Annotated in this window: 16 protein-coding genes and 1 pseudogene; 7 read left to right on the top strand and 10 right to left on the bottom strand. The window is 73.1% G+C overall.

The window, feature by feature from the left end; genetic code table 11:
* Positions 1 to 24 precede the first annotated feature (24 nt).
* Genes meaB through AQJ54_RS16335 form a run of 3 tightly spaced genes read right to left on the bottom strand, consistent with a single transcriptional unit; the run spans position 25 to position 4,990 of the window.
* Positions 25 to 1,008, bottom strand: a complete 984-nt coding sequence (gene meaB, locus AQJ54_RS16345; protein ID WP_062238037.1) for a methylmalonyl Co-A mutase-associated GTPase MeaB — start codon at positions 1,006 to 1,008, stop codon at positions 25 to 27.
* Positions 1,005 to 3,182, bottom strand: coding sequence for a methylmalonyl-CoA mutase (gene scpA / locus AQJ54_RS16340; protein WP_062021457.1), 2,178 nt, complete (start codon positions 3,180 to 3,182; stop codon positions 1,005 to 1,007). The genes meaB and scpA overlap by 4 nt, the downstream gene beginning before the upstream one ends.
* Positions 3,182 to 4,990 (bottom strand): methylmalonyl-CoA mutase family protein, encoded by a 1,809-nt coding sequence (locus tag AQJ54_RS16335; RefSeq protein WP_062238036.1) that lies wholly within the window; start codon positions 4,988 to 4,990, stop codon positions 3,182 to 3,184. The genes scpA and AQJ54_RS16335 overlap by 1 nt, the downstream gene beginning before the upstream one ends.
* A gap of 104 nt (positions 4,991 to 5,094) precedes the next feature.
* Here AQJ54_RS16335 and AQJ54_RS16330 point away from each other — a divergent pair, with 104 nt between their 5' ends.
* Positions 5,095 to 5,451: a DUF1801 domain-containing protein gene (locus AQJ54_RS16330; protein WP_062021454.1), complete on the top strand. Its 357-nt coding sequence runs from the start codon at positions 5,095 to 5,097 to the stop codon at positions 5,449 to 5,451.
* On the opposite strand, the gene gad is transcribed toward AQJ54_RS16330, so the two are convergent.
* Positions 5,444 to 6,823, bottom strand: a complete 1,380-nt coding sequence (gene gad, locus AQJ54_RS16325) for a glutamate decarboxylase (protein ID WP_062238035.1) — start codon at positions 6,821 to 6,823, stop codon at positions 5,444 to 5,446. The two genes, AQJ54_RS16330 and gad, sit on opposite strands and share 8 nt — an antisense overlap.
* A gap of 244 nt (positions 6,824 to 7,067) precedes the next feature.
* On the opposite strand from gad, the gene AQJ54_RS16320 reads away from it, so the two are divergent.
* Positions 7,068 to 7,511 (top strand): hypothetical protein, encoded by a 444-nt coding sequence (locus AQJ54_RS16320; RefSeq protein ID WP_062238034.1) that lies wholly within the window; start codon positions 7,068 to 7,070, stop codon positions 7,509 to 7,511.
* Between the two features lie 472 nt (positions 7,512 to 7,983).
* Here AQJ54_RS16320 and AQJ54_RS16315 read toward each other — a convergent pair whose 3' ends face one another.
* Positions 7,984 to 9,348 (bottom strand): hypothetical protein, encoded by a 1,365-nt coding sequence (locus AQJ54_RS16315; RefSeq protein WP_062238681.1) that lies wholly within the window; start codon positions 9,346 to 9,348, stop codon positions 7,984 to 7,986.
* A 128-nt stretch (positions 9,349 to 9,476) separates the two neighbouring features.
* Here AQJ54_RS16315 and AQJ54_RS16310 point away from each other — a divergent pair, with 128 nt between their 5' ends.
* Positions 9,477 to 10,862 carry a molybdopterin-dependent oxidoreductase gene (locus tag AQJ54_RS16310; protein WP_079069912.1) on the top strand — a complete coding sequence of 462 codons (1,386 nt, stop codon included), beginning with the start codon at positions 9,477 to 9,479 and terminating at the stop codon, positions 10,860 to 10,862.
* The gene (locus AQJ54_RS47770) at positions 10,862 to 11,320 is read left to right on the top strand and encodes a hypothetical protein (RefSeq protein ID WP_388422489.1); all 459 of its coding nucleotides are present in this window, start codon (positions 10,862 to 10,864) and stop codon (positions 11,318 to 11,320) included. The genes AQJ54_RS16310 and AQJ54_RS47770 overlap by 1 nt, the downstream gene beginning before the upstream one ends.
* Before the next feature lie 176 nt (positions 11,321 to 11,496).
* Here the strand turns inward: AQJ54_RS47770 and AQJ54_RS47765 are convergent.
* The 3 genes and pseudogenes from AQJ54_RS47765 to AQJ54_RS16295 form a co-directional block, all read right to left on the bottom strand.
* Positions 11,497 to 11,937, bottom strand: a pseudogene (locus AQJ54_RS47765) (class I SAM-dependent methyltransferase); the annotation flags it as partial.
* Entirely contained in the window at positions 11,934 to 12,638 is a 705-nt protein-coding gene (locus AQJ54_RS16300; protein WP_079069873.1) for a TIGR04282 family arsenosugar biosynthesis glycosyltransferase, read from the bottom strand. The gene AQJ54_RS16300 and the pseudogene AQJ54_RS47765, both read right to left, overlap by 4 nt.
* Positions 12,635 to 13,348: a glycosyltransferase family 2 protein gene (locus AQJ54_RS16295; RefSeq protein ID WP_062021437.1), complete on the bottom strand. Its 714-nt coding sequence runs from the start codon at positions 13,346 to 13,348 to the stop codon at positions 12,635 to 12,637. Before AQJ54_RS16295 ends, AQJ54_RS16300 begins: the two co-directional genes overlap by 4 nt.
* Positions 13,349 to 13,463: 115 nt before the next feature.
* Between AQJ54_RS16295 and AQJ54_RS16290 the strand changes: the two genes are divergently transcribed.
* A complete protein-coding gene (locus tag AQJ54_RS16290) occupies positions 13,464 to 14,375 on the top strand; it encodes a response regulator transcription factor (RefSeq protein ID WP_248845363.1) in 912 nt (303 codons plus the stop codon).
* A 2-nt stretch (positions 14,376 to 14,377) separates the two neighbouring features.
* Entirely contained in the window at positions 14,378 to 15,490 is a 1,113-nt protein-coding gene (locus AQJ54_RS16285) for a sensor histidine kinase (protein WP_062238030.1), read from the top strand.
* Positions 15,491 to 15,523: 33 nt separating this feature from the next.
* On the opposite strand, the gene AQJ54_RS16280 is transcribed toward AQJ54_RS16285, so the two are convergent.
* Positions 15,524 to 16,534, bottom strand: a complete 1,011-nt coding sequence (locus AQJ54_RS16280; protein WP_062238028.1) for an NAD-dependent epimerase/dehydratase family protein — start codon at positions 16,532 to 16,534, stop codon at positions 15,524 to 15,526.
* Between the two features lie 286 nt (positions 16,535 to 16,820).
* Between AQJ54_RS16280 and AQJ54_RS16275 the strand changes: the two genes are divergently transcribed.
* Positions 16,821 to 17,219, top strand: coding sequence for an acetyl-CoA synthetase (locus AQJ54_RS16275; RefSeq protein ID WP_248845362.1), 399 nt, complete (start codon positions 16,821 to 16,823; stop codon positions 17,217 to 17,219).
* Positions 17,220 to 17,263: 44 nt separating this feature from the next.
* On the opposite strand, the gene AQJ54_RS16270 is transcribed toward AQJ54_RS16275, so the two are convergent.
* Positions 17,264 to 19,912 (bottom strand): beta propeller repeat protein, encoded by a 2,649-nt coding sequence (locus tag AQJ54_RS16270; RefSeq protein ID WP_062238026.1) that lies wholly within the window; start codon positions 19,910 to 19,912, stop codon positions 17,264 to 17,266.
* Positions 19,913 to 19,992: the final 80 nt, after the last annotated feature.

Raw genomic sequence — 19,992 nt, 5'->3', positions numbered from 1 at the left:
CGGCACTACGCACCGCCCCCGGGCTCAGTCCGACGTCGTGCCGAACGCCCCCAGGATGCGTTCGGCGGCCAGCGTCGCCGTCAACTCGCCGTTCCTGACCTGCTGCTCGAGGTCGGGTGCCAGGGCGCGGACGGCCGGGTCGGCGTGCAGCCGGCCGAGGAGTTCGTCGCGGACCATTGACCAGGTCCAGTCCACCTGCTGGTCGCGGCGCTTGGCGGCGAGCCGGCCCGTGGAGTCGAGCAGGGTGCGGTGCTGTTCGAGGCGTTCCCACACGGTGTCCAGGCCCGTCGACTCCCGTGCGCTGCAACTCAGCACCGGGGGCGTCCAGGCCGCGTCCTTGCCGTGCATCAGACGCAGCGCGCCCGCCAACTCCCGTGCCGCCGCCTGCGCGTCGCGCTGGTGCGGGCCGTCCGCCTTGTTCACGGCGATCACGTCGGCCAGCTCCAGGACGCCCTTCTTGATGCCCTGCAACTGGTCGCCGGTACGGGCCAGCGTGAGCAGCAGGAAGGAGTCGACCATGTTGGCGACGGCGGTCTCCGACTGCCCGACGCCGACCGTCTCGACGAGGACGACGTCGTAGCCCGCCGCCTCCATCACCACGATCGACTCCCGGGTGGCCTTCGCGACCCCGCCGAGCGTGCCCGCGGTGGGGGAGGGCCGTACGAACGCGGCCGGGTCGACGGCCAGGCGCTCCATCCGGGTCTTGTCGCCCAGGATGGAGCCGCCCGTGCGGCTGGAGGACGGGTCCACCGCGAGCACGGCCACCCGGTGCCCCAGCGAGGTCAGCATCGTGCCGAACGCGTCGATGAACGTCGACTTGCCCACGCCCGGCACACCACTGACGCCGATCCGCCGGGCCCGGCCGCTGTGCGGGAGCAGCTCGGTGAGCAACTCCTGCGCCAGCACCCGGTGCTGGGGCCGGGTGGACTCGACGAGCGTGATCGCGCGGGCGATCAGCGCGCGCTTGCCGTCGAGCACGCCCTTCACATAGGTGTCGACATCGATCACAGCTCGTGCCCGAGGTCGGCCGAGAGCCGCTGGACGAGGTCATAGGCCGCGTCCGGGATCACCGTCCCGGGCGGGAAGACGGCCGCCGCGCCCATCTCCAGCAGGGTGGGCACGTCCTGCGGCGGGATCACCCCGCCGACCACGATCATGATGTCCTCCCGGCCCTCCTCGGCCAGCGCCTCCTTCAGCGCCGGTACGAGGGTGAGGTGCCCGGCCGCGAGCGAGGAGACGCCGACGATGTGCACGTCCGCCTCCACGGCCTGCCGGGCCACCTCGCCCGGGGTCTGGAACAGCGGGCCGACGTCGACGTCGAAGCCGAGGTCGGCGAAGGCGGTGGCGATCACCTTCTGGCCGCGGTCGTGGCCGTCCTGGCCCATCTTCGCGACCAGGATGCGCGGACGCCGGCCCTCGGCCTCCTCGAAGGTGTCCACCAGGGCGCGGGTGCGGTCCACGGAGGGCGACTCCCCTGCTTCGTTGCGGTACACGCCGGAGATCGTACGGATCTGGCTCGCGTGCCGGCCGTAGACCTTCTCCAGGGCGTCGGAGATCTCGCCGACGGTGGCCTTCGCGCGGGCCGCGTGCACGGCCAACTCCAGGAGGTTGCCCTCGCCGTCCGCCGCCCGGGTCAGCGCGTCGAGCGCGTCCCGGCAGGCGGTCTCGTCCCGCTCCGCGCGCAGCCGCCGCAGCTTCTCGATCTGCTGGGCGCGCACGGAGGAGTTGTCGACCTTCAGGACCTCGATCGCCTCGTCGGTCTCCACCCGGTACTTGTTGACGCCGATCACCGGCTGGCGGCCGGAGTCGATACGGGCCTGGGTGCGCGCCGCGGCCTCCTCGATGCGCAGCTTGGGGATGCCGGCGTCGATCGCCTTGGCCATGCCGCCCGCCGCCTCCACCTCCTGGATGTGCTGCCAGGCCTTGCGGGCGAGGTCGTAGGTCAGCTTCTCCACGTAGGCGCTGCCGCCCCAGGGGTCGATGACCCGGGTGGTGCCGGACTCCTGCTGGATGAGCAGCTGGGTGTTGCGGGCGATGCGCGCCGAGAAGTCGGTGGGCAGCGCCAGTGCCTCGTCGAGGGCGTTGGTGTGCAGCGACTGGGTGTGGCCCTGGGTCGCCGCCATCGCCTCGACACAGGTGCGGGTGACGTTGTTGAAGACGTCCTGCGCGGTCAGCGACCAGCCCGAGGTCTGCGAATGGGTGCGCAGCGAAAGGGACTTGGGGTTCTTCGGGTCGAACTGCCTGACCAGCTTCGCCCACAGCAGACGCGCCGCCCGCAGCTTGGCGATCTCCATGAAGAAGTTCATGCCGATCGCCCAGAAGAACGACAGCCGGGGCGCGAACGCGTCCACGTCCAGGCCGACTTCACGTCCCGCGCGGATGTACTCGACACCGTCCGCAAGGGTGTACGCCAGCTCCAGGTCGGCCGTCGCGCCCGCCTCCTGGATGTGATAGCCGGAGATCGAGATGGAGTTGTAGCGGGGCATCCGCTGCGAGGTGTACGCGAAGATGTCGGAGATGATCCGCATCGACGGCTTCGGCGGATAGATGTAGGTGTTGCGGACCATGAACTCCTTGAGGATGTCGTTCTGGATGGTCCCGGCCAGCTTCTCGGGCGCTACGCCCTGTTCCTCCGCCGCCACGATGTACAGCGCCAGCACCGGCAGCACGGCACCGTTCATCGTCATCGACACGGACATCTTGTCGAGGGGGATCCCGTCGAACAGCTGCCGCATGTCGTAGATCGAGTCGATCGCCACGCCCGCCATGCCGACGTCACCGGTCACCCGGGGGTGGTCGCTGTCGTAACCGCGGTGCGTCGGCAGGTCGAAGGCGACCGACAGGCCCTTCTGCCCGGCCGCGAGGTTGCGCCGGTAGAAGGCGTTGGACTCCTCGGCGGTGGAGAAGCCCGCGTACTGCCGGATGGTCCAGGGCTGGTTGACGTACATCGTCGGGTACGGCCCGCGAAGGTACGGCGCCACACCCGGGTACGTCTCCAGGAAGTCCAGGCCCTCCAGGTCACGGCCGGTGTAGAGGGGCTTGACCTCGATGCCCTCCGGGGTCTCCCAGACCGGCTCGGCCTCCTGCGTGGCGTTCTTGACGGCCGTACGCCACTCGTCGGCGCCGCCGTCGCCGGCCGGGGTCCCCAGCTCGACCCCGGTGAAGTCAGGGATGCTGGACATCAGGACACTCCCATGCGGTCGAGGGTGGCGGTGAGCACGGCTACGGCGTCGCAGCCCGCGAAGACGTACGAGTCCACGCCGGAGTACTGCCCGGGGCGCCCGGCGAGGAACACGTGCCGCGCGCCCGCCGACTTGAGGGCGTCCGCGACCTCCTCGGCCCGCTCCTCGTACAGCGCGTCGCTGGAGCACAGGCAGGCCTCGGTGGCGCCGCTGTCCTCGAAGGTGCCCTCGGTGACGGGCTCGACGCCGCCGGCCTGGAAGAGGTTGGCGGCAAAGGTCAACCGGGCGGTGTGGGCGGCGGCGGGGCCCAGTGCGGCCAGGAAGACCCGGGGGCGGGCCCCGGTCGCCGCGAGGTGGGCGTCGGAGCGGGCGCGCAGCTCCTCGAACGCCTCGTCGCGCCGGACGCGCGGGAGACCCCCGGACGGCTGCTCCGGGGCGGGCTCCCGCTCGACCGGCTTCTCCGACAGGAACGGGAACTCGCTGACACCGGTGATGGGTTCGCGGCGGGTCGCGAGCCGCTTGGAGCGCTGCGCCCATGTCGTCGCCAGGTCCGTGCGGAGCCGGCCGGAGCGCAGGACGGCCGCCTGGCCGCCGTCGCGCTCGATCGTCCGGAAGAACGCCCAGGCGGACTCGGCGAGTTCGTCGGTCAATCGCTCCACGTACCAGGAGCCGCCCGCCGGGTCGATCACCCGGGACAGATGCGACTCCTCGACCAGAATCGTCGAGGTGTTGCGGGCGATACGGCGGGCGAACGCGTCCGGCAGGCCCAGCGCGTGGTCGAAGGGCAGCACGGTGACGGACTCGGCGCCGCCGACCCCCGCGGCCAGCGTGGCGATCGTCGCGCGCAGCATGTTCACCCACGGATCCCGGCGGGTCATCATCACCGGCGACACCACGGCGTGCTGCGCCTGCGCGCCCGCGGCGGGCACCCCGCACACCTCGGCGACCCGCGCCCACAGCCGGCGTGCCGCGCGCAGCTTGGCGATGGTCAGGAACTGGTCGGCCGTCGCCGCGTACCGGAACTCCAGCTGCGCGCAGGCCTGTTCGGCACTGAGACCGGCCTCGGTCAGCGCCCGCAGATAGGCGACACCGGTGGCGATCGAGGCGCCCAGCTCCTGTGCCGCCGAACCGCCCGCCTCGTGGTACGGCAGCGCGTCCACGGTCAGCGCCCGCAGCCCCGGGTACTCCTCGGCGCACCTGCGCGCCAGCGGGACGACCGGCGCGAAGTCCAACTCCTCGCCGGTGCGGGCCTCGTGGCCCAGCGGGTCGGCGCCCAGGCTGCCGCGCGCGGACTCGCCCGCGATGCCGCGCTCGCCGTAGAGCCGCAGCAACTCCTCGGCGGCCTCGGCGAATTGGCGGCCCGCGTCGAGGGCGACCGGCGCGAGGTCCAGATAGACGCTGTCGAGGACCTGGCCCAGCGACGCGACCGGAATGCCCCCGTCGCCGACGGCCAGCCACAGTGAGGTGACGCCGTTCTCCAGGTCCGCGAGCACCGCGGTGTTGTCGGCGACCGCGTGCCGCTGCCGTACGTCCCAGCCGCCCGCGGTGTTCCCCTCGGGGCGCGCACCCCGTACGAAGGGGGCGAAGCCGGGGAAGCCGGGTTCGGGTGCGGTGTCGTGCGCGGTGTACAGGGGCCGGGTGCGCAACCCGTCCTCCAGCGCGGTGGACAGGGCGTCCTCCGCTGCCGCGCCGGAGACATCCCTGCCCGACTTGCGCAGGACACCGGCCACCAGGCCGTGCCACTGTTCAAGGTTCGCGTCAGGGAACTCGGCGGCCAGCGAGAGCCCGTCGTCAGGCAGGACCGTCATGCTCGGATGCTAGGCCAGAGTCCCGAAGAGGCAGCAGAGGGCACGGCTGTGACCTTGCCCGCAACGTCACTGTGACGCCCGTCTCCCCTGTACAAATGGGGCGTATGGACGCTGACGTACAGACCTGGATCGATGGCATCGCACCCGAGCACCGACCGCTCTTCGACCGGGTCCACCGGCTGATTCTGGGGGCGTGCCCCGAGGCGACCGTCGGGCTCTCCTACGGCATGCCCACGTACCGGGTCGGTGCCCGCCGGCTGCACGTGGGCGTGTGGCGGCACGGCGTCTCCCTCTACGGCTGGGACGCGGACGCCGGCGCCGACCTCCTCTCCCGCCACCCGCGGCTCCTCAGCGGCAAGGGCACCCTCCGGCTGCGCTCCGGCGAGGCCGCGGACGTCACCGACGACGAGCTGAGCGCTCTCGTCCGCGCCTCGCTGGGAGCCGGGCGCCCCGCTAGCTGAGCGAGGGTGAGAGCCGGTCGGTGTGCAGGCGCCTGGTGACCTCCGTCAGGTCGGCGACGAACATGCCGGCGAGTTCCGCGGTGAACCCGGTGCGGACCACCACCCGCAGCACGGAGACGTCCTGGCAGGGCGCCGGGAAGGTGTACGCGGGCAGGTGCCAGCCGCGGGCCCGCATGGCGTGGGAGACGTCGAACACCGTGAGGCCCTCGGTGCCGGGCGCCACCCGGAAGGCGAACGCGGGCAGTTCGGAGCCGTCCGTGACCAGCTCGTAGGGGGCGATGGCCGCGATCCGGTCGGCCAGCGCGCGGGCCGTCGTACGACTGCGTGCCGCCAGGTCCCGCAGCCCCTCGAAGCCGTACCGCAGGAAGCTGTAGTACTGCGCGACCACGTGCGCGCCCGGACGCGAGAAGTTCAGGGTGAAGCTCGGGGAGCTGCCGCCGAGGTAGTCGACCTCGAAGACCAGGTCGTCGGGGAGGGCCTCGGCGTCCCGCCACAGGGCCCAGCCGAGACCGGGGAAGACATGCCCGTACTTGTGGCCCGAGGTGTTGATGGACGCCACCCGCTCCAGCTGGAAGTCCCACATCAGGCCCGGGTCGAGGAAGGGGGCCACCATGGCGCCGGACGCGCCGTCGACGTGCACCGGGATGTCGGTGCCGGTGGCGGCCTGGTAGCCGTCCAGGGCCAGGCAGATGTCCGCGACGGGCTCGTAGGAGCCGTCGAACGTGGAGCCGAGGACGGCCACCACGCCGATGGTGTTGTCGTCGCAGTAGGCGGTCAGGGTGTCGGGCGTGAGGTGGTACCGGCCCGGCTCCATCGGGACGTAACGCGGCTCCACCTCGAAGTAGTTGGCGAACTTCTTCCAGCCCACCTGGACGTTCGAGCCCATCACGATGTTCGGGCGCTCCGTGTCCCTGCCCTGGGCGCGGCGGCGGTCCTGCCAGCGGCGCTTGAGGGCGAGCCCGCCGAGCATCGCGGCCTCGCTGGAGCCGGTGGTGGAGCAGCCGCGCACCTCCGCCGGGCGCGGCGCGTGCCACAGCCGGGCGAGCATCCGCACACAGCGCTCCTCCATGGCCGTGATCTGCGGGTACTCCGCGCGGTCGGCGAGGTTCTTCTCGGCCGTCTCCGCCATCAGCTCCCGCGCCTGCGGCTCCATCCAGGTGGTGACGAAGGTGGCGAGGTTGAGCCGGGCGTTGCCGTCGAGCATCAGCTCGTCCCGCACCCGGCGGCAGACCGCCTCGGGCTGCGACGCGGACGCGGGCAGTTCGTCGACCGGCGGCAGGAGGGGGTCGGCGGTCGGCCGGTCCCGTTCGTGCGGGGTGGTCAGGGTGTCGAAGTCGAGGGCGGGCATGACGTCGGTGTGCGGGATGGGCATGAGTGACTCGATGCCTTTCTGGCTCGTACGGCCCCGTGCACGTCGACGCTAGATCGCCAAGCGGCCCGGCATTTGTGCCGATTACACCGATCCAGTGATCCATTTGCGCACTGATGAACCGGATTTTCCCTTGTACATACAGACGCCTCTTCGGCCCCCCGTTCCGGCCGAACCCGCTCTCCCGCGGACCGCGCCGGCGTGGAAGGCTGGGTCGGTCGGCGGTGCCGGTGGAAGGAGTCGAACCGTGGTCGAGTGGGTGTCCCTGCGCGCGGGTGCGCGGCCCGTGCCCGAGCCGGTGTCCACGACACTGGTGTGGTCCGCGGCCTTCGCCGGCTCCCTCCTGCTCGTGGCCGCGGTGAACGCGCTCATCGGCCCGGGCCGGCCCGCGCTCGCCCTCGCCGTCCTGTCCGTGCTCGCCTCCCTGCTCGGCTGGTGCGCCCGCTTCGCGGCGGCCCCCGGTACGGCGGTCCTGTGCTGGCTCTTCCTCAACGGCTTCGCCGTCCCGCCCGCGGGCACGCTCAGCTGGTCCGTCCAACGCGACACCTTCTGGCTCGTCTGCCTGCTGACCGCCGCCCTCGGCGGAACGACCCTGGCCCGCCTGGGCCACGCCCGCGCCGCGTACCGCCGCCTGGCGGTTGTCAGGGCTACGGGGTCGGGGGAGGCGGGTGGGGAGAGTCGGTGGGGGTGAGTGGGGCCGGTGGGGGGCGTGGGGGCGGACTCGGTTGGTCGGGAGTCTGATGCTGGGCCTGGCTCGGACGGCCGAGCGTCCGGCGCCTGCCGCGGGTGGCTGGGATGCGGGGCAGGTGGGGGCGGCTGGGGTCCCAGTGGCCTTGCTTCGGGTTCGTCGAGCGTTCCGGTGGGGCCCTGCTTCGGGTTCGTCGAGCGTTCCGGTGGGCGACCGCCTCGGTTGCCTGAGCGTCCGGCGCCTGCCGCTGAGGCTCCGCCTGGATTGGCTGAGGCCCGGTGGGGACCGCCTCGGCGGGGCGGGCGCCCGAGCCCGCGCGGGTGGCCGGGTGAGCGGTGGTCGAACCGTCGTGGGGGACGTGAAGCCGGGCCGCCGTGCCCGGCGCGGAGTGGCCCGGGCGTGACGCGGGCGCTCGATGTCCCGAGCGGACCACCGTGCATGCCGACGATGGACGGTCCCCCACGACAGCGCGTGCTCACCAGCCCGTCAGCAGCAGGTGGTTGAGAAGGAGGGCCAGTACTGCCTGGGCGGTCAGCCACGCGCGGGGGCGGGGAAGAAACGCGCACGCGGACAGCAGCCAGACCGCGAAGGGCAGCCAGATGCGTTCCGTCTCCGCCTTGCTCATCCCGGACACGTCGGCGACCAGCAGCGCGAGCAGCGCGGCGCAGACGAGGAGCGCGAGGCGGGCCTCGGGGGTGCCGAGACGGTCCCGGACGAGCAGGCCGGAGACGGATCGCCGCAGCCCCGCCACCGTCGCCAGGCCGGTGATGAGCACCGTGCAGGCCAGGTTGGCCCACACCCAGTAGCCGTACGGCCGCACCCCGCCCACGCCTTGGTAGTAGCGCGTGACCAGCAGACGGTACGCCTCCCACCAGTCGAACCCGGCGAGCGTGAACGCCGTCGGGACCACCGCAAGGCCGGCGAGCAGCGGCACCAGCAGGACCGGGCGCCGCCGGATCCCGTCCCGGCCCAGCAGCAGGACCGCCGCCGCGATCACGGCGACGAGGGTGAGGCCGTACGACAGATAGCAGGTCAGGCCGAGGAGCAGCCCGGACCCGCCCGCCGCCCACGGGGACCGTCCGGTGACCGCCAGGGCCAGCAGGGCCACCGCCCACGCCGCCACCGCCGCGAAGTACCCGTCGGCCGACGTGCCCATCCACACCGCGGCCGGAGCGAGGACCAGGAAGGGCGCGGCCCGGCGCGCGAGTGTCTCGTCGGCCAGCGCCCGGACCGTGACCAGCACGGCCACGCAGGCCGTCGCCCCGACCGTGATGCACCAGACCCCGGCCCACCCACCGCCCCCCAGCCCGATCCGGTCGAGCAGGACGAAGGTGAGCGGCGCGGCGGGCGGGTGGCCCGCGACATGGGCGGGCCAGTGGTCGGGGGAGCCGAGCAGGATGTGGTGGGTGAAGTCCCGCAGGGTGCCCGGGATGTCGTGGAAGCGGTCGATGACCTGGAGGTACTCGTGCCGGGTGGTGAGCCGGCCCGCGATTCCGCGCTGCCAGCCGTCGACCAGGGCGAGCGAGAAGGTCCACGCCGTCGCCGTGGCCCACGCCACCGGCAACAGGGTCCGCCAGGGCAGACGCACGGCGAGGGCGGGGCCGTACGCCACGACGGTGATCGCCACCAGGACGGCGGCCGGCGTGCCGGGGCCCAGATGCGGGTCCCAGGACGCCAGCAGCGGGGGCCAGTTGACGGAGAGCGTGTGGCGCGAGCCCTGGATGTGGCGGCCCACCAGGACGGCGGCGGTCACGAGCAGGACGGCGGCCCCGGCCGCGTACAGGTCCCGGCGCGGGGCGCGGGGCGGGGCGGGGCGTGTGGTCGGGGGAGGGGTCCTCAGCGGTGTGCGGATCACACCGGCACGCTAGGCCGGACAGCCGGTCGAGGGCGCGCGACCGGGCACGACGTCAGAGTTTCGTCATGGGTCGAGAACCCTTTCGCGGGGTGGTCCCGGCCTACCTTCGGCTCATGCGAGACGACCCACGCGATGCACGCGACCGACTTGACGCAGGCGACCGACATGACGCAGGCGACCGAATCGAAGCACGTGATGCACGCGATGCAAGCGATGCAAGCGATGCACGTGATTCACACGATGCACGTGATCCGCACGATGTACGCGGTCCGAGGCTTCCCACGTCCCCCGGCTTCTGGCGCAGCCCCTTGCGCGGCCCCGGGTTCACCTCGGTGCTGGGCCTGGTCCTGCTCGTCGGCATCACCGTGCTGTTCGTGACGGGCCTGCTGTCGTACGCCGCGTACAACCCGGACCTGTCGCCGGTCAACGACAAGACCCCGGACAAGGGCCTCCTCGGCTTCTACCTCTTCGCCTGGCCGACCGACCCGCACTGGCTGTACCGGTTCACCCAGGGCGTCCACGTCACCCTCGGCATCACCCTGATCCCGGTCCTGCTCGCCAAGCTGTGGTCGGTGGTGCCGAGGCTGTTCACCCTGCCGCCGGCCCGCTCGCTCGCTCACGCCCTGGAGCGGATCTCCCTGCTGGTCCTGGTCGGCGGTGCCCTCTTCGAGTTCGTGACCGGGGTGCTGAACGTCCAGCTGGACTACGTCTTCCCGGGCTCCTTCTACCGTCTGCACTTCTACGGGGCCTGGGTGTTCTTCGCCGCGTTCCTGGCCCACGCGGTACTGAAGACGCCGGCCGCTCTGCGCAATCTGCGGGGGCTGCGCGGGGCCCCGGAGGAGAAGAACGACCTGGTGTCCCCGCGTCCCGCCGAGCCGACCGTCTCCCGGCGGGGTGCCCTCTGGTTCGTCGGGGGCGGCTCGCTGCTGCTGTTCGCCACCACCGTCGGGCAGACCCTCGGCGGCCCGCTGCGCCGCACCGCGCTCCTCGCACCGCACGGCGGCGGCGAACCCGGGACCGGCCCGAACGGCTTCCAGATCAACAAGACCGCCGCCTACGCCGGGATCACCGCGGCGGACCGGGACGAGGAGGCGTGGCGGCTCGTCGTGACGGGACGCACCGGCACGGTCCGGCTCAGCCGGGCCCAGCTGCTCCAACTGCCGCTGCACAGCTCGGCGTTGCCCATCGCGTGCGTGGAGGGGTGGTCGACCGCCGACCAGTGGTGGCGCGGGGTGCGGCTGCGGGACCTCGCCGCGCTCGTCGGCCACGAGGAGGATCCGCCGGACGTCTTCGTGGAGTCCCTGCAACGGCACGGCTCCTTCCGGCGGGCCGCCCTGCGCGCCAACCAGGTGGCCGACCCGCGCTCCCTGCTCGCCCTGTTCGTCAACGGCGAGCCGCTGTCCCCCGACCACGGCCACCCGGCACGGATCATCGTGCCCGCCGCGCCCGGTGTGCTCAACACCAAGTGGGTGGCCCGGATGACCTTCGGAGACCTGTGATGCGACCGCGGATCCCTGTCGGCAGCCCCTTCCAACTCCTGCTGCTCGCCGCCTCGTTCGCGCTGGCCGGGTACGCGGGCGTACGGCTCCTCGACGACGACTGGTTCGGTGTGGCGCTGTGGTTCGTCGGGGCGGCCCTGCTGCACGACCTCGTACTGCTGCCGCTGTACGCGGCCCTGGACCGGGCGCTCTTGCGGGGGCTCGGTACGCGCCGGGAGCGGGCGGGGTACGTGCGGGTACCGGCCGCCCTCTCCGCGCTGCTGCTGCTCGTGTGGTTCCCGCTGATCAGCGGGATGGTGGAGAGCCGTTACCGCTCCGCCACCGGGCTGCCCGGGGATGTGTTCCTGGCCCGCTGGCTGCTGATCACCGCGGTCCTGTTCGGCGGCTCGGCGCTGCTGCTGGTGCTGCGGTCGCGGGTGCGCAGGGCGGCGAAGCAGCGTCCGCCGGCCGTCCACTGACCTGCCCGCTCCCAGCCGCGCGCGTACCGGAGCAGTGCCCTGGTGCCGAGCCGCGCCCAGGGAAAGGCCTCACCGGCGCCGCGGGTGCCGGTGGGGCCGACGACCGCCACCCGGACGCGCTCGTCGACGTCCACGGCGGAGGTCTCGGCGATCAACAGACCACCCGGGCGCAGGAGTTGTGCCATCCGGTCGAGGAGGGCGCCCGGGTCGCCGCCGATACCGACATTGCCGTCCATGAGCAGGACGGTGTCCCAGCGGCCCTCGCCGGGCAGCGGCTCGAAGACCGAGCGCCGCAGCGCCTGGCCGCCGAGCCGCAGGGTGTGCTCGACGGCGGCCTCGCTGACGTCGATGCCGAGGACCGGTCGGCCCCGGGTGGCGAGTTCGGCCACCAGGCGCCCGGGTCCGCACCCCACGTCCAGCACGGCCCCCTCGCACCGTTCGAGCACGGCCCGGTCGACCGCGTCCGCCTCCGCGCACCAGCGCTCCACTTCCAGCGGCAGCAGCCAGCCGTCGGTCCGACGGAGGAAGAGAGGGCCCCGGCCGGCACGGAGGGCGCTGGCGTAGGGGTCGGCAGCGGCCCAGGCGGCGCCCCGGGCGGTGGCGGACGTCCCGCTCATCGACGGACCGCCGGGGGTTCCGTGCCGGGTGGAGTGGTTGGTGGTTTCGCGCCGGACAGGGCGACCGCCGGTTCACCGGTGCCGTCCGCCGCGGCTCTCCCCACGCACCCCGCCAGCCGCGCCGCGAACCGGCCTCGTGGGGCCAGGGCCGCCACCGCCTCCGCGTCGGCCGCCGTGTCCACGTCCCGGAGCGGGGGCAGGTCCCGGACCCGCAGTCCGGCCCCGACCAGCCGCTCCCGCTGCACGGCCCCCGTCAGCGGCGTCGACATGGGCACGCCCCGCAGCAGGGCGGGGTCGGGTGCGGCCAGGCCGAGGGCCCAGAAGCCGCCGTCCTCGGCCGGGCCGAAGTACGCGTCGCAGCCCGCCCAGTCCGCCGTGAGCAGCTCCGGCGTCACCTGCGGGGTGTCCATGCCGATCAGCAGCGCCGGCCCCGCGCACCGCGCGAACGCGTCCGCCAGCCGCTCGTCCAGACCGCCCCCGCACTGTCGTACGACATCGAACCCGGCCGGCAGCCAGGGTCCCGGCTCCCCGTCCAGCACGAGGATCCGGCGGGTGGCCGGGGTCGCCGCGACCGTCTCCAGGGTGTCCGCGAGCGAGGCCTCGGCCAGGGACGCCGCCTCCTCGGGGGTGAACGGCGGGGTGAGCCGGGTCTTGACCCGGCCCGGGCGGGGCTCCTTGGCGATGACGAGGAGGGTGGTCACCGGACCCCCTTTCCGACGGCCGGTGCCTCGACGGGAGCCTCGGCCAGGACCCGGCTCATGTCCCGTACGGCCTGCCAGGTGCCCCGCCAGGTGCCGGTGACCTTCGAGGCCCCGGTGCGCGGCAGGTACGGCACGTCGTGCTCGGCGATCCGCCAGCCGGCGTCCGCGGCGCGCACCACCATCTGCAGGGGATAGCCGCTGCGCCGGTCGGTCAGCCCCAGGTCGAGCAGCGGCTCACGGCGGGCCGCTCGCAGCGGCCCGAGGTCGTGCAGGCGCAGCCCGGTGCGGCGGCGCAGCATCCGCGCCAGCGCGAGGTTCCCGGCGCGGGCGTGCGCGGGCCAGGCGCCGCGCCCCTGCGGGCGCCGCCGTCCGAGCACCAGATCGGCCTCGCCGTCCCGTACTGCGCGGACGAAGGGGAGAAGCAGCCGCGGATCGAGGGAGGCGTCGCAGTCGCAGAAGCACACCACCTCGGCGGTGGCGGCCCGCAGCCCGGCGTGGCAGGCCGCGCCGAAGCCCCGGCGCGGCTCGTGCACGACGGTCGCGCCGAGCGCCTGGGCGATCGCGGCAGAACCGTCGGTGGAACCGTTGTCGACGACGAGTGCGCGCCAGCCCGGCGGAATCCGGTCGAGGACCCAGGGCAGGGCCTCGGCCTCGTTCAGGCAGGGCAGCACCACATCGACGTCGGAAGGTGTCGTCGTCACGGCTTTCACCCTACGAACGCGAAGCGGACATACCGGACCGCCGCTCCTTACGAAACGCGGACGTCGCAGGCCCCCGGGGGGCCCGGCGACCGCATCACGGGCGGCTCGGTGCCAGGCTGGGAGCATGCAGCAGTCGTACGCACCCCTCGGACCCCCGGACGCCTCGCCCCGGATCCTGGTCGTCGACGACGACCCGACCGTCGCCGAGGTGGTCGCCGGCTACCTGGACCGCGCCGGATACCTCGTCGACCGCGCCGACGACGGCCCCACGGCCCTCACCCGGGCCGCCGCGCACCGGCCGGACCTCGTCGTCCTCGACCTGATGCTGCCCGGCATGGACGGCCTGGAGGTGTGCCGCCGCATCCGCGCGCACGCCCCGGTACCGGTGATCATGCTCACCGCCCGCGGCGACGAGGACGACCGCATCCTGGGCCTGGAGGTCGGCGCCGACGACTACGTCACCAAGCCCTTCAGCCCGCGCGAACTGGTGCTGCGGGTGGAGTCGGTGCTGCGCCGCAGCCGTCCGGCCGTCACCGGGCGGCGGTTGACGGCGGCCGGGCTGAGCGTCGACCCGGCAGGCCGCAGGGCCACCAAGAACGGCACCGAACTCGCCCTCACCCTGAGGGAGTTCGACCTGCTCTCGTTCTTCCTGCGGCACCCGGGGCGGGCCTTCGGGCGCGAGGACCTGATGCGCGAGGTGTGGGGCTGGGACTTCGGCGACCTGTCCACCGTCACCGTCCATGTCCGCCGGCTGCGCGGCAAGGTCGAGGACGATCCCGCCCGGCCCCGGCTGATCCAGACCGTGTGGGGCGTGGGCTACCGCTTCGAACCGGCCGGCTTCGAACCGGCAGGCTTTGAACCGGCAGGCTTTGAACCGGCAGGCTTTGGATCGGCCGACGGCCCCGGAGCCGGCGCGGAGTCCGGCCCCGCCGTGACGCCGCATTCGGCCGCGGAGTCCGACTCCGCCGTGACGCCGCATTCGGCCGCGGAGTCCGACCCCGCCGTGACTCCTCCTCCGGCCGCAGGGGAGGAGTGATCATGCGGGACACCTTCCTCATCGCCCTCTACGCCTTCGCCGGAGCCGCCGTCACCGGTCTCGTCGGCGCGGCCGCGCTGCGGCTGATCCGGCGCCGCTCGCTCACCGCCTCGCTGACCGTGATCGCGGCGGTCGGGGTCGTCGCGATGCTCGCGGGCACCCTCGCCGTCGCCTGGGCGATGTTCCTCTCCCCGCACGACCTCACCGTCGTCACCACCGTCGTCGCCATGGCGGCCGTCGTCTCCCTGATCACCGCCCTGCTGCTGGGCCGTTGGGTCGTCGCCCGCAGCCACGAACTGGCCGTGGCGGCCCGCTCCTTCGGCGACGGCGGCGCCTTCACCGCCCCGGCCGAGCCCGCCACCGCCGAACTGGACGCGCTCAGCCGCGAGTTGGCGGCCACCAGTGCGAGGCTCGCCGAATCCCGGGAGCGGGAGCGGGCGTTGGAGACCTCCCGGCGGGAACTCGTCGCCTGGATCTCGCACGACCTGCGCACCCCGCTGGCCGGACTGCGGGCCATGTCGGAGGCCCTGGAGGACGGGGTCGCCACCGACCCAGGCCGCTATCTGCGGCAGATGCGCACCGAGGTCGAACGCCTCAACGACATGGTCGGCGACCTCTTCGAACTCTCCCGCATCCACGCCGGCACCCTCCCTCTGGCCCTCGCCCGCGTCTCCCTCTACGACCTGGTCGGCGACGCGCTGGCGGGAGCCGATCCGCTCGCCCGCGAACACGGGGTGCGGCTGGTGGGCGGCCGCGTGGAGCAGGTGCCGGTGGAGGTGGACGGCAAGGAGATGAGCCGCGTCCTGGGCAACCTGCTGGTCAACGCCATCCGCCGGACCCCGGCCGACGGCACCGTCGCCATCGCCGCGGAGCGCACCGCCGAAGGGGTGGTCGTGTCGGTGACGGACGGCTGCGGCGGCATCCCGCCCGAGGACCTGCCGCGGGTCTTCGACACCGGCTGGCGCGGCACGCACGCCCGGACGCCGCCGGCCGGGGCCGGCCTCGGTCTCGCCATCGTGCGCGGGATCGTGGAGGCGCACCAGGGCCGGGCGACCGTGCGCAACATCCCCGGTGGCTGCCGCTTCGAGGTGGTGCTGCCCGCCGCCGCTTCATGACACGGGCAGCACCACCGGACTGTGGAGCGGGCGCTACGGCCGCGGCACGTCGCCCATCCCGGCCCGCGCGAACTCGGCCATGCCCTCCTCGAACACCGTCTCCGGCTTCCACCCGAGCGCGGCCCGCAGCCGCGAGGAGTCCGCGGTGATGTGCCGTACGTCGCCGAGCCGGTACTCGCCGGTCACGACCGGCACGGGACCGCCGTACGCCGCGGCCAGCGCCCTCGCCATCTCGCCGACGGTGTGCGGGTCGCCGCTGCCGGTGTTGTACGCCGTCATCGCGCCCGGCGCCGTCGCGGCCTCCAGTGCCACCGCGTTGGCCGCGGCCACGTCCCGCACATGGACGAAGTCCCGCCGCTGCCCGCCGTCCTCGAAGACCCGGGGCGCCTCCCCGCGGGCCAGCGCCGAGCGGAAGAAGGAGGCGACCCCGGCGTACGGGGTGTCGCGCGGCATCCCGGGCCCGTACACGTTGTGGTACCGCAGGGACACCGCCGAACCGCCGGTGCAGCGGGCCCACGCGGCGGCCAGGTGCTCCTGGGCGAGCTTGGTCGTCGCGTACACGTTCCGGGGGTCGACCGGGGCGTCCTCGCCGGTCAGCCCGGGGGAGAGGGGAGCACCGCAGGCGGGGCAGACGGGTTCGAAACGGCCCGCGTCGAGGTCGGCGACGGCACGCGGCCCGGGCCGCACCACCCCGTGCTCCGGACACGCGTACCGTCCCTCGCCGTACACGACCATCGACCCGGCCAGCACGAGATGCCGTACGCCCGTCTCCGCCATGGCGGCCAGCAGGACGGCCGTGCCGACGTCGTTGTGGGAGGCGTAGTCCGCCGCGTCGGCGACACCGTTGCCGAGGCCCACCTTCGCGGCCTGGTGACACACGGCGTCCACGCCGGACAGGGCGCGCCGGACGGCCGCCGGATCCCGCACGTCCGCCCCGGGGTCCTCCCGGACGTCGAACACGACAGGTTCGTGCCCACGCTCCCGGAGCGCGGTGACGACATGGGACCCGATGAACCCGGCACCGCCGGTGACCAGTACACGCATACGGCCACGCTAGGTCCGCGCCGGCCCGGGATCCCGGAACAGCGCCACCACGTCACACCTCCGTAAGGCTCTGCGGTTCCGGCGGCCCGCGGAGCATGCTGGTGGCAGGTGAACGGTCGGAGGTGCGGCGATGCGGTGGTGGCGGATCGGGGGGTGTGTGATCGCCCTGGTGGGAGTCCTGGCCGGGTGCGGGACCTCGGACACCGGTGGCTCGGCGCCGCAGGGTCCCTCGGAGAGCCCTTCGGGGAGGACGCCGGCCGGAAGTCCCACCGCCACGTCGTCCTCGGTGCCCCCTTCGTCGCAGGCGCCGTCCGCTTCGGCTTCGTCGCCCCCTGCGTCGGGCGCGGGCTGCGTCGCGGGCCGGGCGCAGATCACCGTCTCGCCCGGCGATCCCGTCCGGCGGCCGGTGTGCGTACGGCCCGGCACGGTCGTCTCCCTGGTCCTGAGCCCCCGTACCGACGGCAAGCGGTGGACGGCCGTACGGAGTTCGGCGCCCGCCCTCGTCCTGGTGACCGGCCGGCAGGTGGCCGCCGACGGGACCGCGCACGTCTCGCTGCGGGCCGCCGGGACCCGGGGCGGCAGCGCCGAGATCACCGTGTCGGCGAAGGAACCGGATCTGGCGGGCACCGGGGGCGTCGGCTTCACGCTCGCCGTCACGGTGACGCCGTACGCGCGGGAGGGGTGACCCCGGAGATCCGGAGCCACCCCTCCGTCACCGAACGGTGTGCGTCAGCCGCAGGAGCTCACCGGGATGGTGTAGATGCCGCGGCCGTGGGTGGCCGCGTACAGCGTGCGGCCGTCGGGGCTCAGCTTCAGCTGGAGCACGGCGACGGCCGGGAGCGAACCGACCCGCTGCCATGTGCTGCGGCCCGGCGCCCGGTAGACGACACCGAGGTCGGTGGCGACGGCGAGACCGCCGTTCGGGGTGACGACCGCGGAGTCGGCCGGCACGTCGGGGAAGTTCGCCGAGACGTCCTTCCACGTGGTGCCCCCGTCCTTCGACTCGAAGACATGGCCCACGCCGGCGCCCGGTCCCTCGGTCCACTGCCGGGAGAAGCCGCTGACCGTGAGGTAGACGTGGTCGGCGTTCTTCGGATCGACGGCGAAACCGCTGAGGTAGCGGTTGGGCACGGTGCCGTTCGCGCCGGTGGCGGGCAGGGCGATGTCGTGCCAGCCGGTGCCGTCCGCGTTGCCGACGGCGATGCCGCGGGTGAAGCCCTGGTTGTTGCAGGGGCCGCACCAGGCCGCGTACACCTTGCCGCCCGAGGCGGCGACGGCCGTGGCGGTGTGGCCCTCGCCGAGGTCGTAGACGCTCTTCCACTCGGAGCCGCTGCGGATGGCGTAGCCGTGGGTCTGCACCCAGATGTGCCGGCCGCCCGCGATCCACGTCGAGCTGTTCTTCGCGTCGGCCGCGAGCGGGGCGATGAAACGCGCCTCACCGGTGGCGTTGTCGGGCGGGGCGACCCCGTACGACGTGGCCTTGCTGGGGTCGGTGATCCAACTGCCGTCGTTGACCGCGCAGTTCTGCGTCACCTGGATGGCGAGGTAGACGTACTCCTGCGCGATGTTGCAGCCGTTGGCCGGGTCGGTGAGGGTGTCGCCGCCGTCGCCGCCGAAGTTGGAGCCCATCACCTTGTCGTTGCTGCGCAGCATCGACTGGCCGTTGTCCTGGAGGCCGCCGGTGACCGAGACACCGCCGTGGTCGAGGTCCTTGCCGATGCCCACCGAGTAGTACTGGAGGGTGTCGATGGTGCCGTCGTTGAGGGAGGTCCAGTCGGTGGCGTGCCCCGAGGCGTCCTGGGAGCCGTTCACCGGGCGCTTGTAGACGCCGCCGTCGTTGCCGACGTACACGAAGCTCTTGCCGTGGTAGCGGCCGATGGCGACGCCGTGCTGGTCGGAGTGGGTGGTCTGGTTGCAGTCGCCGGACTGCTTGGCGGGGTCGATGGACCAGCAGGGGAAGTTGAAGTTCCAGTACGGTCCGACCGTCGACCAGGTGGAGCCGCCGTCCTTGGACTCATAGACCTCTTCGAGGCCCGCGTACACATGGTCCGGGTCACTGGGGTCGACGGTGAGGAACTGGTTGTACCAGGCCTGCACGCCCGGCATGTAACCGGCGCCGGTCAGCGCGGAACCGGACGCGGCCAGCCCCTTGTAGTCGGCGATCTTCGTCCAAGGGCCGGTCGGAGCGCCGGACTTGGAGACGTAGATGCCCTCCAGGCCGCTGTCCGGGTTGTCGTTCAGCTGCTCGGGGGACTGGTCGATGGCGTAGTAGCGGGAGCCGTCGGCGGAGCGGGCGAAGGTGACGCTGCCGACGTCGTCCGCGTCGGCGGGCAGGTCGCCCAGGCCGCTGGTGATCCGGGTCCAGGTGCCGTGGACCTTGGTGTAGAAGCCGTTGTAGTCGTCACCGCTGCGCCAGCCGACGGCGAGCACGACCTTGCCCGGATCCTTCGGGTCGATCGCGATGTCGTTGGTGATGTTCTTGTACGGGGCGGCGGGGTCGTGCGCCAGCGAACCGCCCGGCAGGTAGTCGGGGTTGGGCGCGAACTCCAGCTTCCAGGAGCCCTTCAGCGTCTTCGTGGAGTGGCTCCAGACACCCTCGCTGGTCGCCGCCCACACCTTGCCGCCGCCGAAGCGCAGCTCATGGACGGTGGTGGACTCCAGCTCGTCGCCGCCGACCCGGCTGCGGGTGGAGAAGGTGCCGTGGTGCGGGTCGGACAGGACGTATACGCCGCTGCCGAGATAGGCGTCCGCGTTGGTGGTCGCCTCGCCGGTGCCCAGCCACAGCCTGCCGGCGCCGTCGAGCGCGAGCGCGCCGGTGGACTGGGACGGCAGCCTGTCGCTGATCGGCTTCCAGTGCCCGCCGCCGCGCCCGGACCGCCAGACACCGCCGCCCGCGCTGCCCGCGTACACGTAACCGTCGTCGTCGGCGGCGATCGCGGCCATCCGGCCGGTGACGTCGCCGGATCCGCCGCTGGAGTTGGAGTCGATGTCGCGGTAGCGGGGATCGTCGGAGTTGTACGGCAGGTCGGTGATGTTGCGCCAACTGCCCTTGGTGGAGGGCAGATCGGCCAGACTGCTCCAGGCGGCGCCGTACGCGCCGGGGGCGACGACGCCGGGCGAGGTGCGCGCCTCGGCGTACTGGTCCGCCCCCTCGGCTATCTCGTCGGCCTCGTTGCCGTCGTCGTCGTCCTCGGCCACGTTCGGGCTGAGCATGCCGGTGGACTGCGCACGCTCGGCGGCGAGTTGGGTGAGAGTGCGGGTGCCGAAGGGGGCGTGGCCCCTGCCGGACGCGGCGCCCGCGGGTGTCGCGACGAGAACGCCGGATGCGGTGATGGCACAGATCGCGAGCCATCGTCTCTTACGGGTGGGTGCTGACACCGGATCCTCCGGGGAAAGGTGGTCGTACAGCCGTTGTCCAAAACCCGACCACCGGTTCGAGGGGGAGTCCGGCACTTGAG

It is taken from the genome of Streptomyces griseorubiginosus, from assembly GCF_001514195.1.
GTDB classification, from domain to species: domain Bacteria; phylum Actinomycetota; class Actinomycetes; order Streptomycetales; family Streptomycetaceae; genus Streptomyces; species Streptomyces griseorubiginosus.
The sequence above is the reverse complement of the archived record's forward strand: the minus strand, read 5'-3'. Positions and strand labels throughout refer to the sequence as shown.

Excerpts from the sequence above, each read along its gene's own strand:
- scpA (WP_062021457.1), bottom strand. The coding sequence starts at position 3,182 with ATGTCCAGCATCCCTGACTTCACCGGGGTCGAGCTGGGGACCCCGGCC.
- AQJ54_RS16335 (WP_062238036.1), bottom strand. The coding sequence starts at position 4,990 with ATGACGGTCCTGCCTGACGACGGGCTCTCGCTGGCCGCCGAGTTCCCT.
- AQJ54_RS16330 (WP_062021454.1), top strand. The coding sequence starts at position 5,095 with ATGGACGCTGACGTACAGACCTGGATCGATGGCATCGCACCCGAGCAC.
- gad (WP_062238035.1), bottom strand. The coding sequence starts at position 6,823 with ATGCCCATCCCGCACACCGACGTCATGCCCGCCCTCGACTTCGACACC.
- AQJ54_RS16310 (WP_079069912.1), top strand. The coding sequence starts at position 9,477 with ATGCGAGACGACCCACGCGATGCACGCGACCGACTTGACGCAGGCGAC.
- AQJ54_RS47770 (WP_388422489.1), top strand. The coding sequence starts at position 10,862 with ATGCGACCGCGGATCCCTGTCGGCAGCCCCTTCCAACTCCTGCTGCTC.
- AQJ54_RS16290 (WP_248845363.1), top strand. The coding sequence starts at position 13,464 with ATGCAGCAGTCGTACGCACCCCTCGGACCCCCGGACGCCTCGCCCCGG.
- AQJ54_RS16285 (WP_062238030.1), top strand. The coding sequence starts at position 14,378 with ATGCGGGACACCTTCCTCATCGCCCTCTACGCCTTCGCCGGAGCCGCC.
- AQJ54_RS16280 (WP_062238028.1), bottom strand. The coding sequence starts at position 16,534 with ATGCGTGTACTGGTCACCGGCGGTGCCGGGTTCATCGGGTCCCATGTC.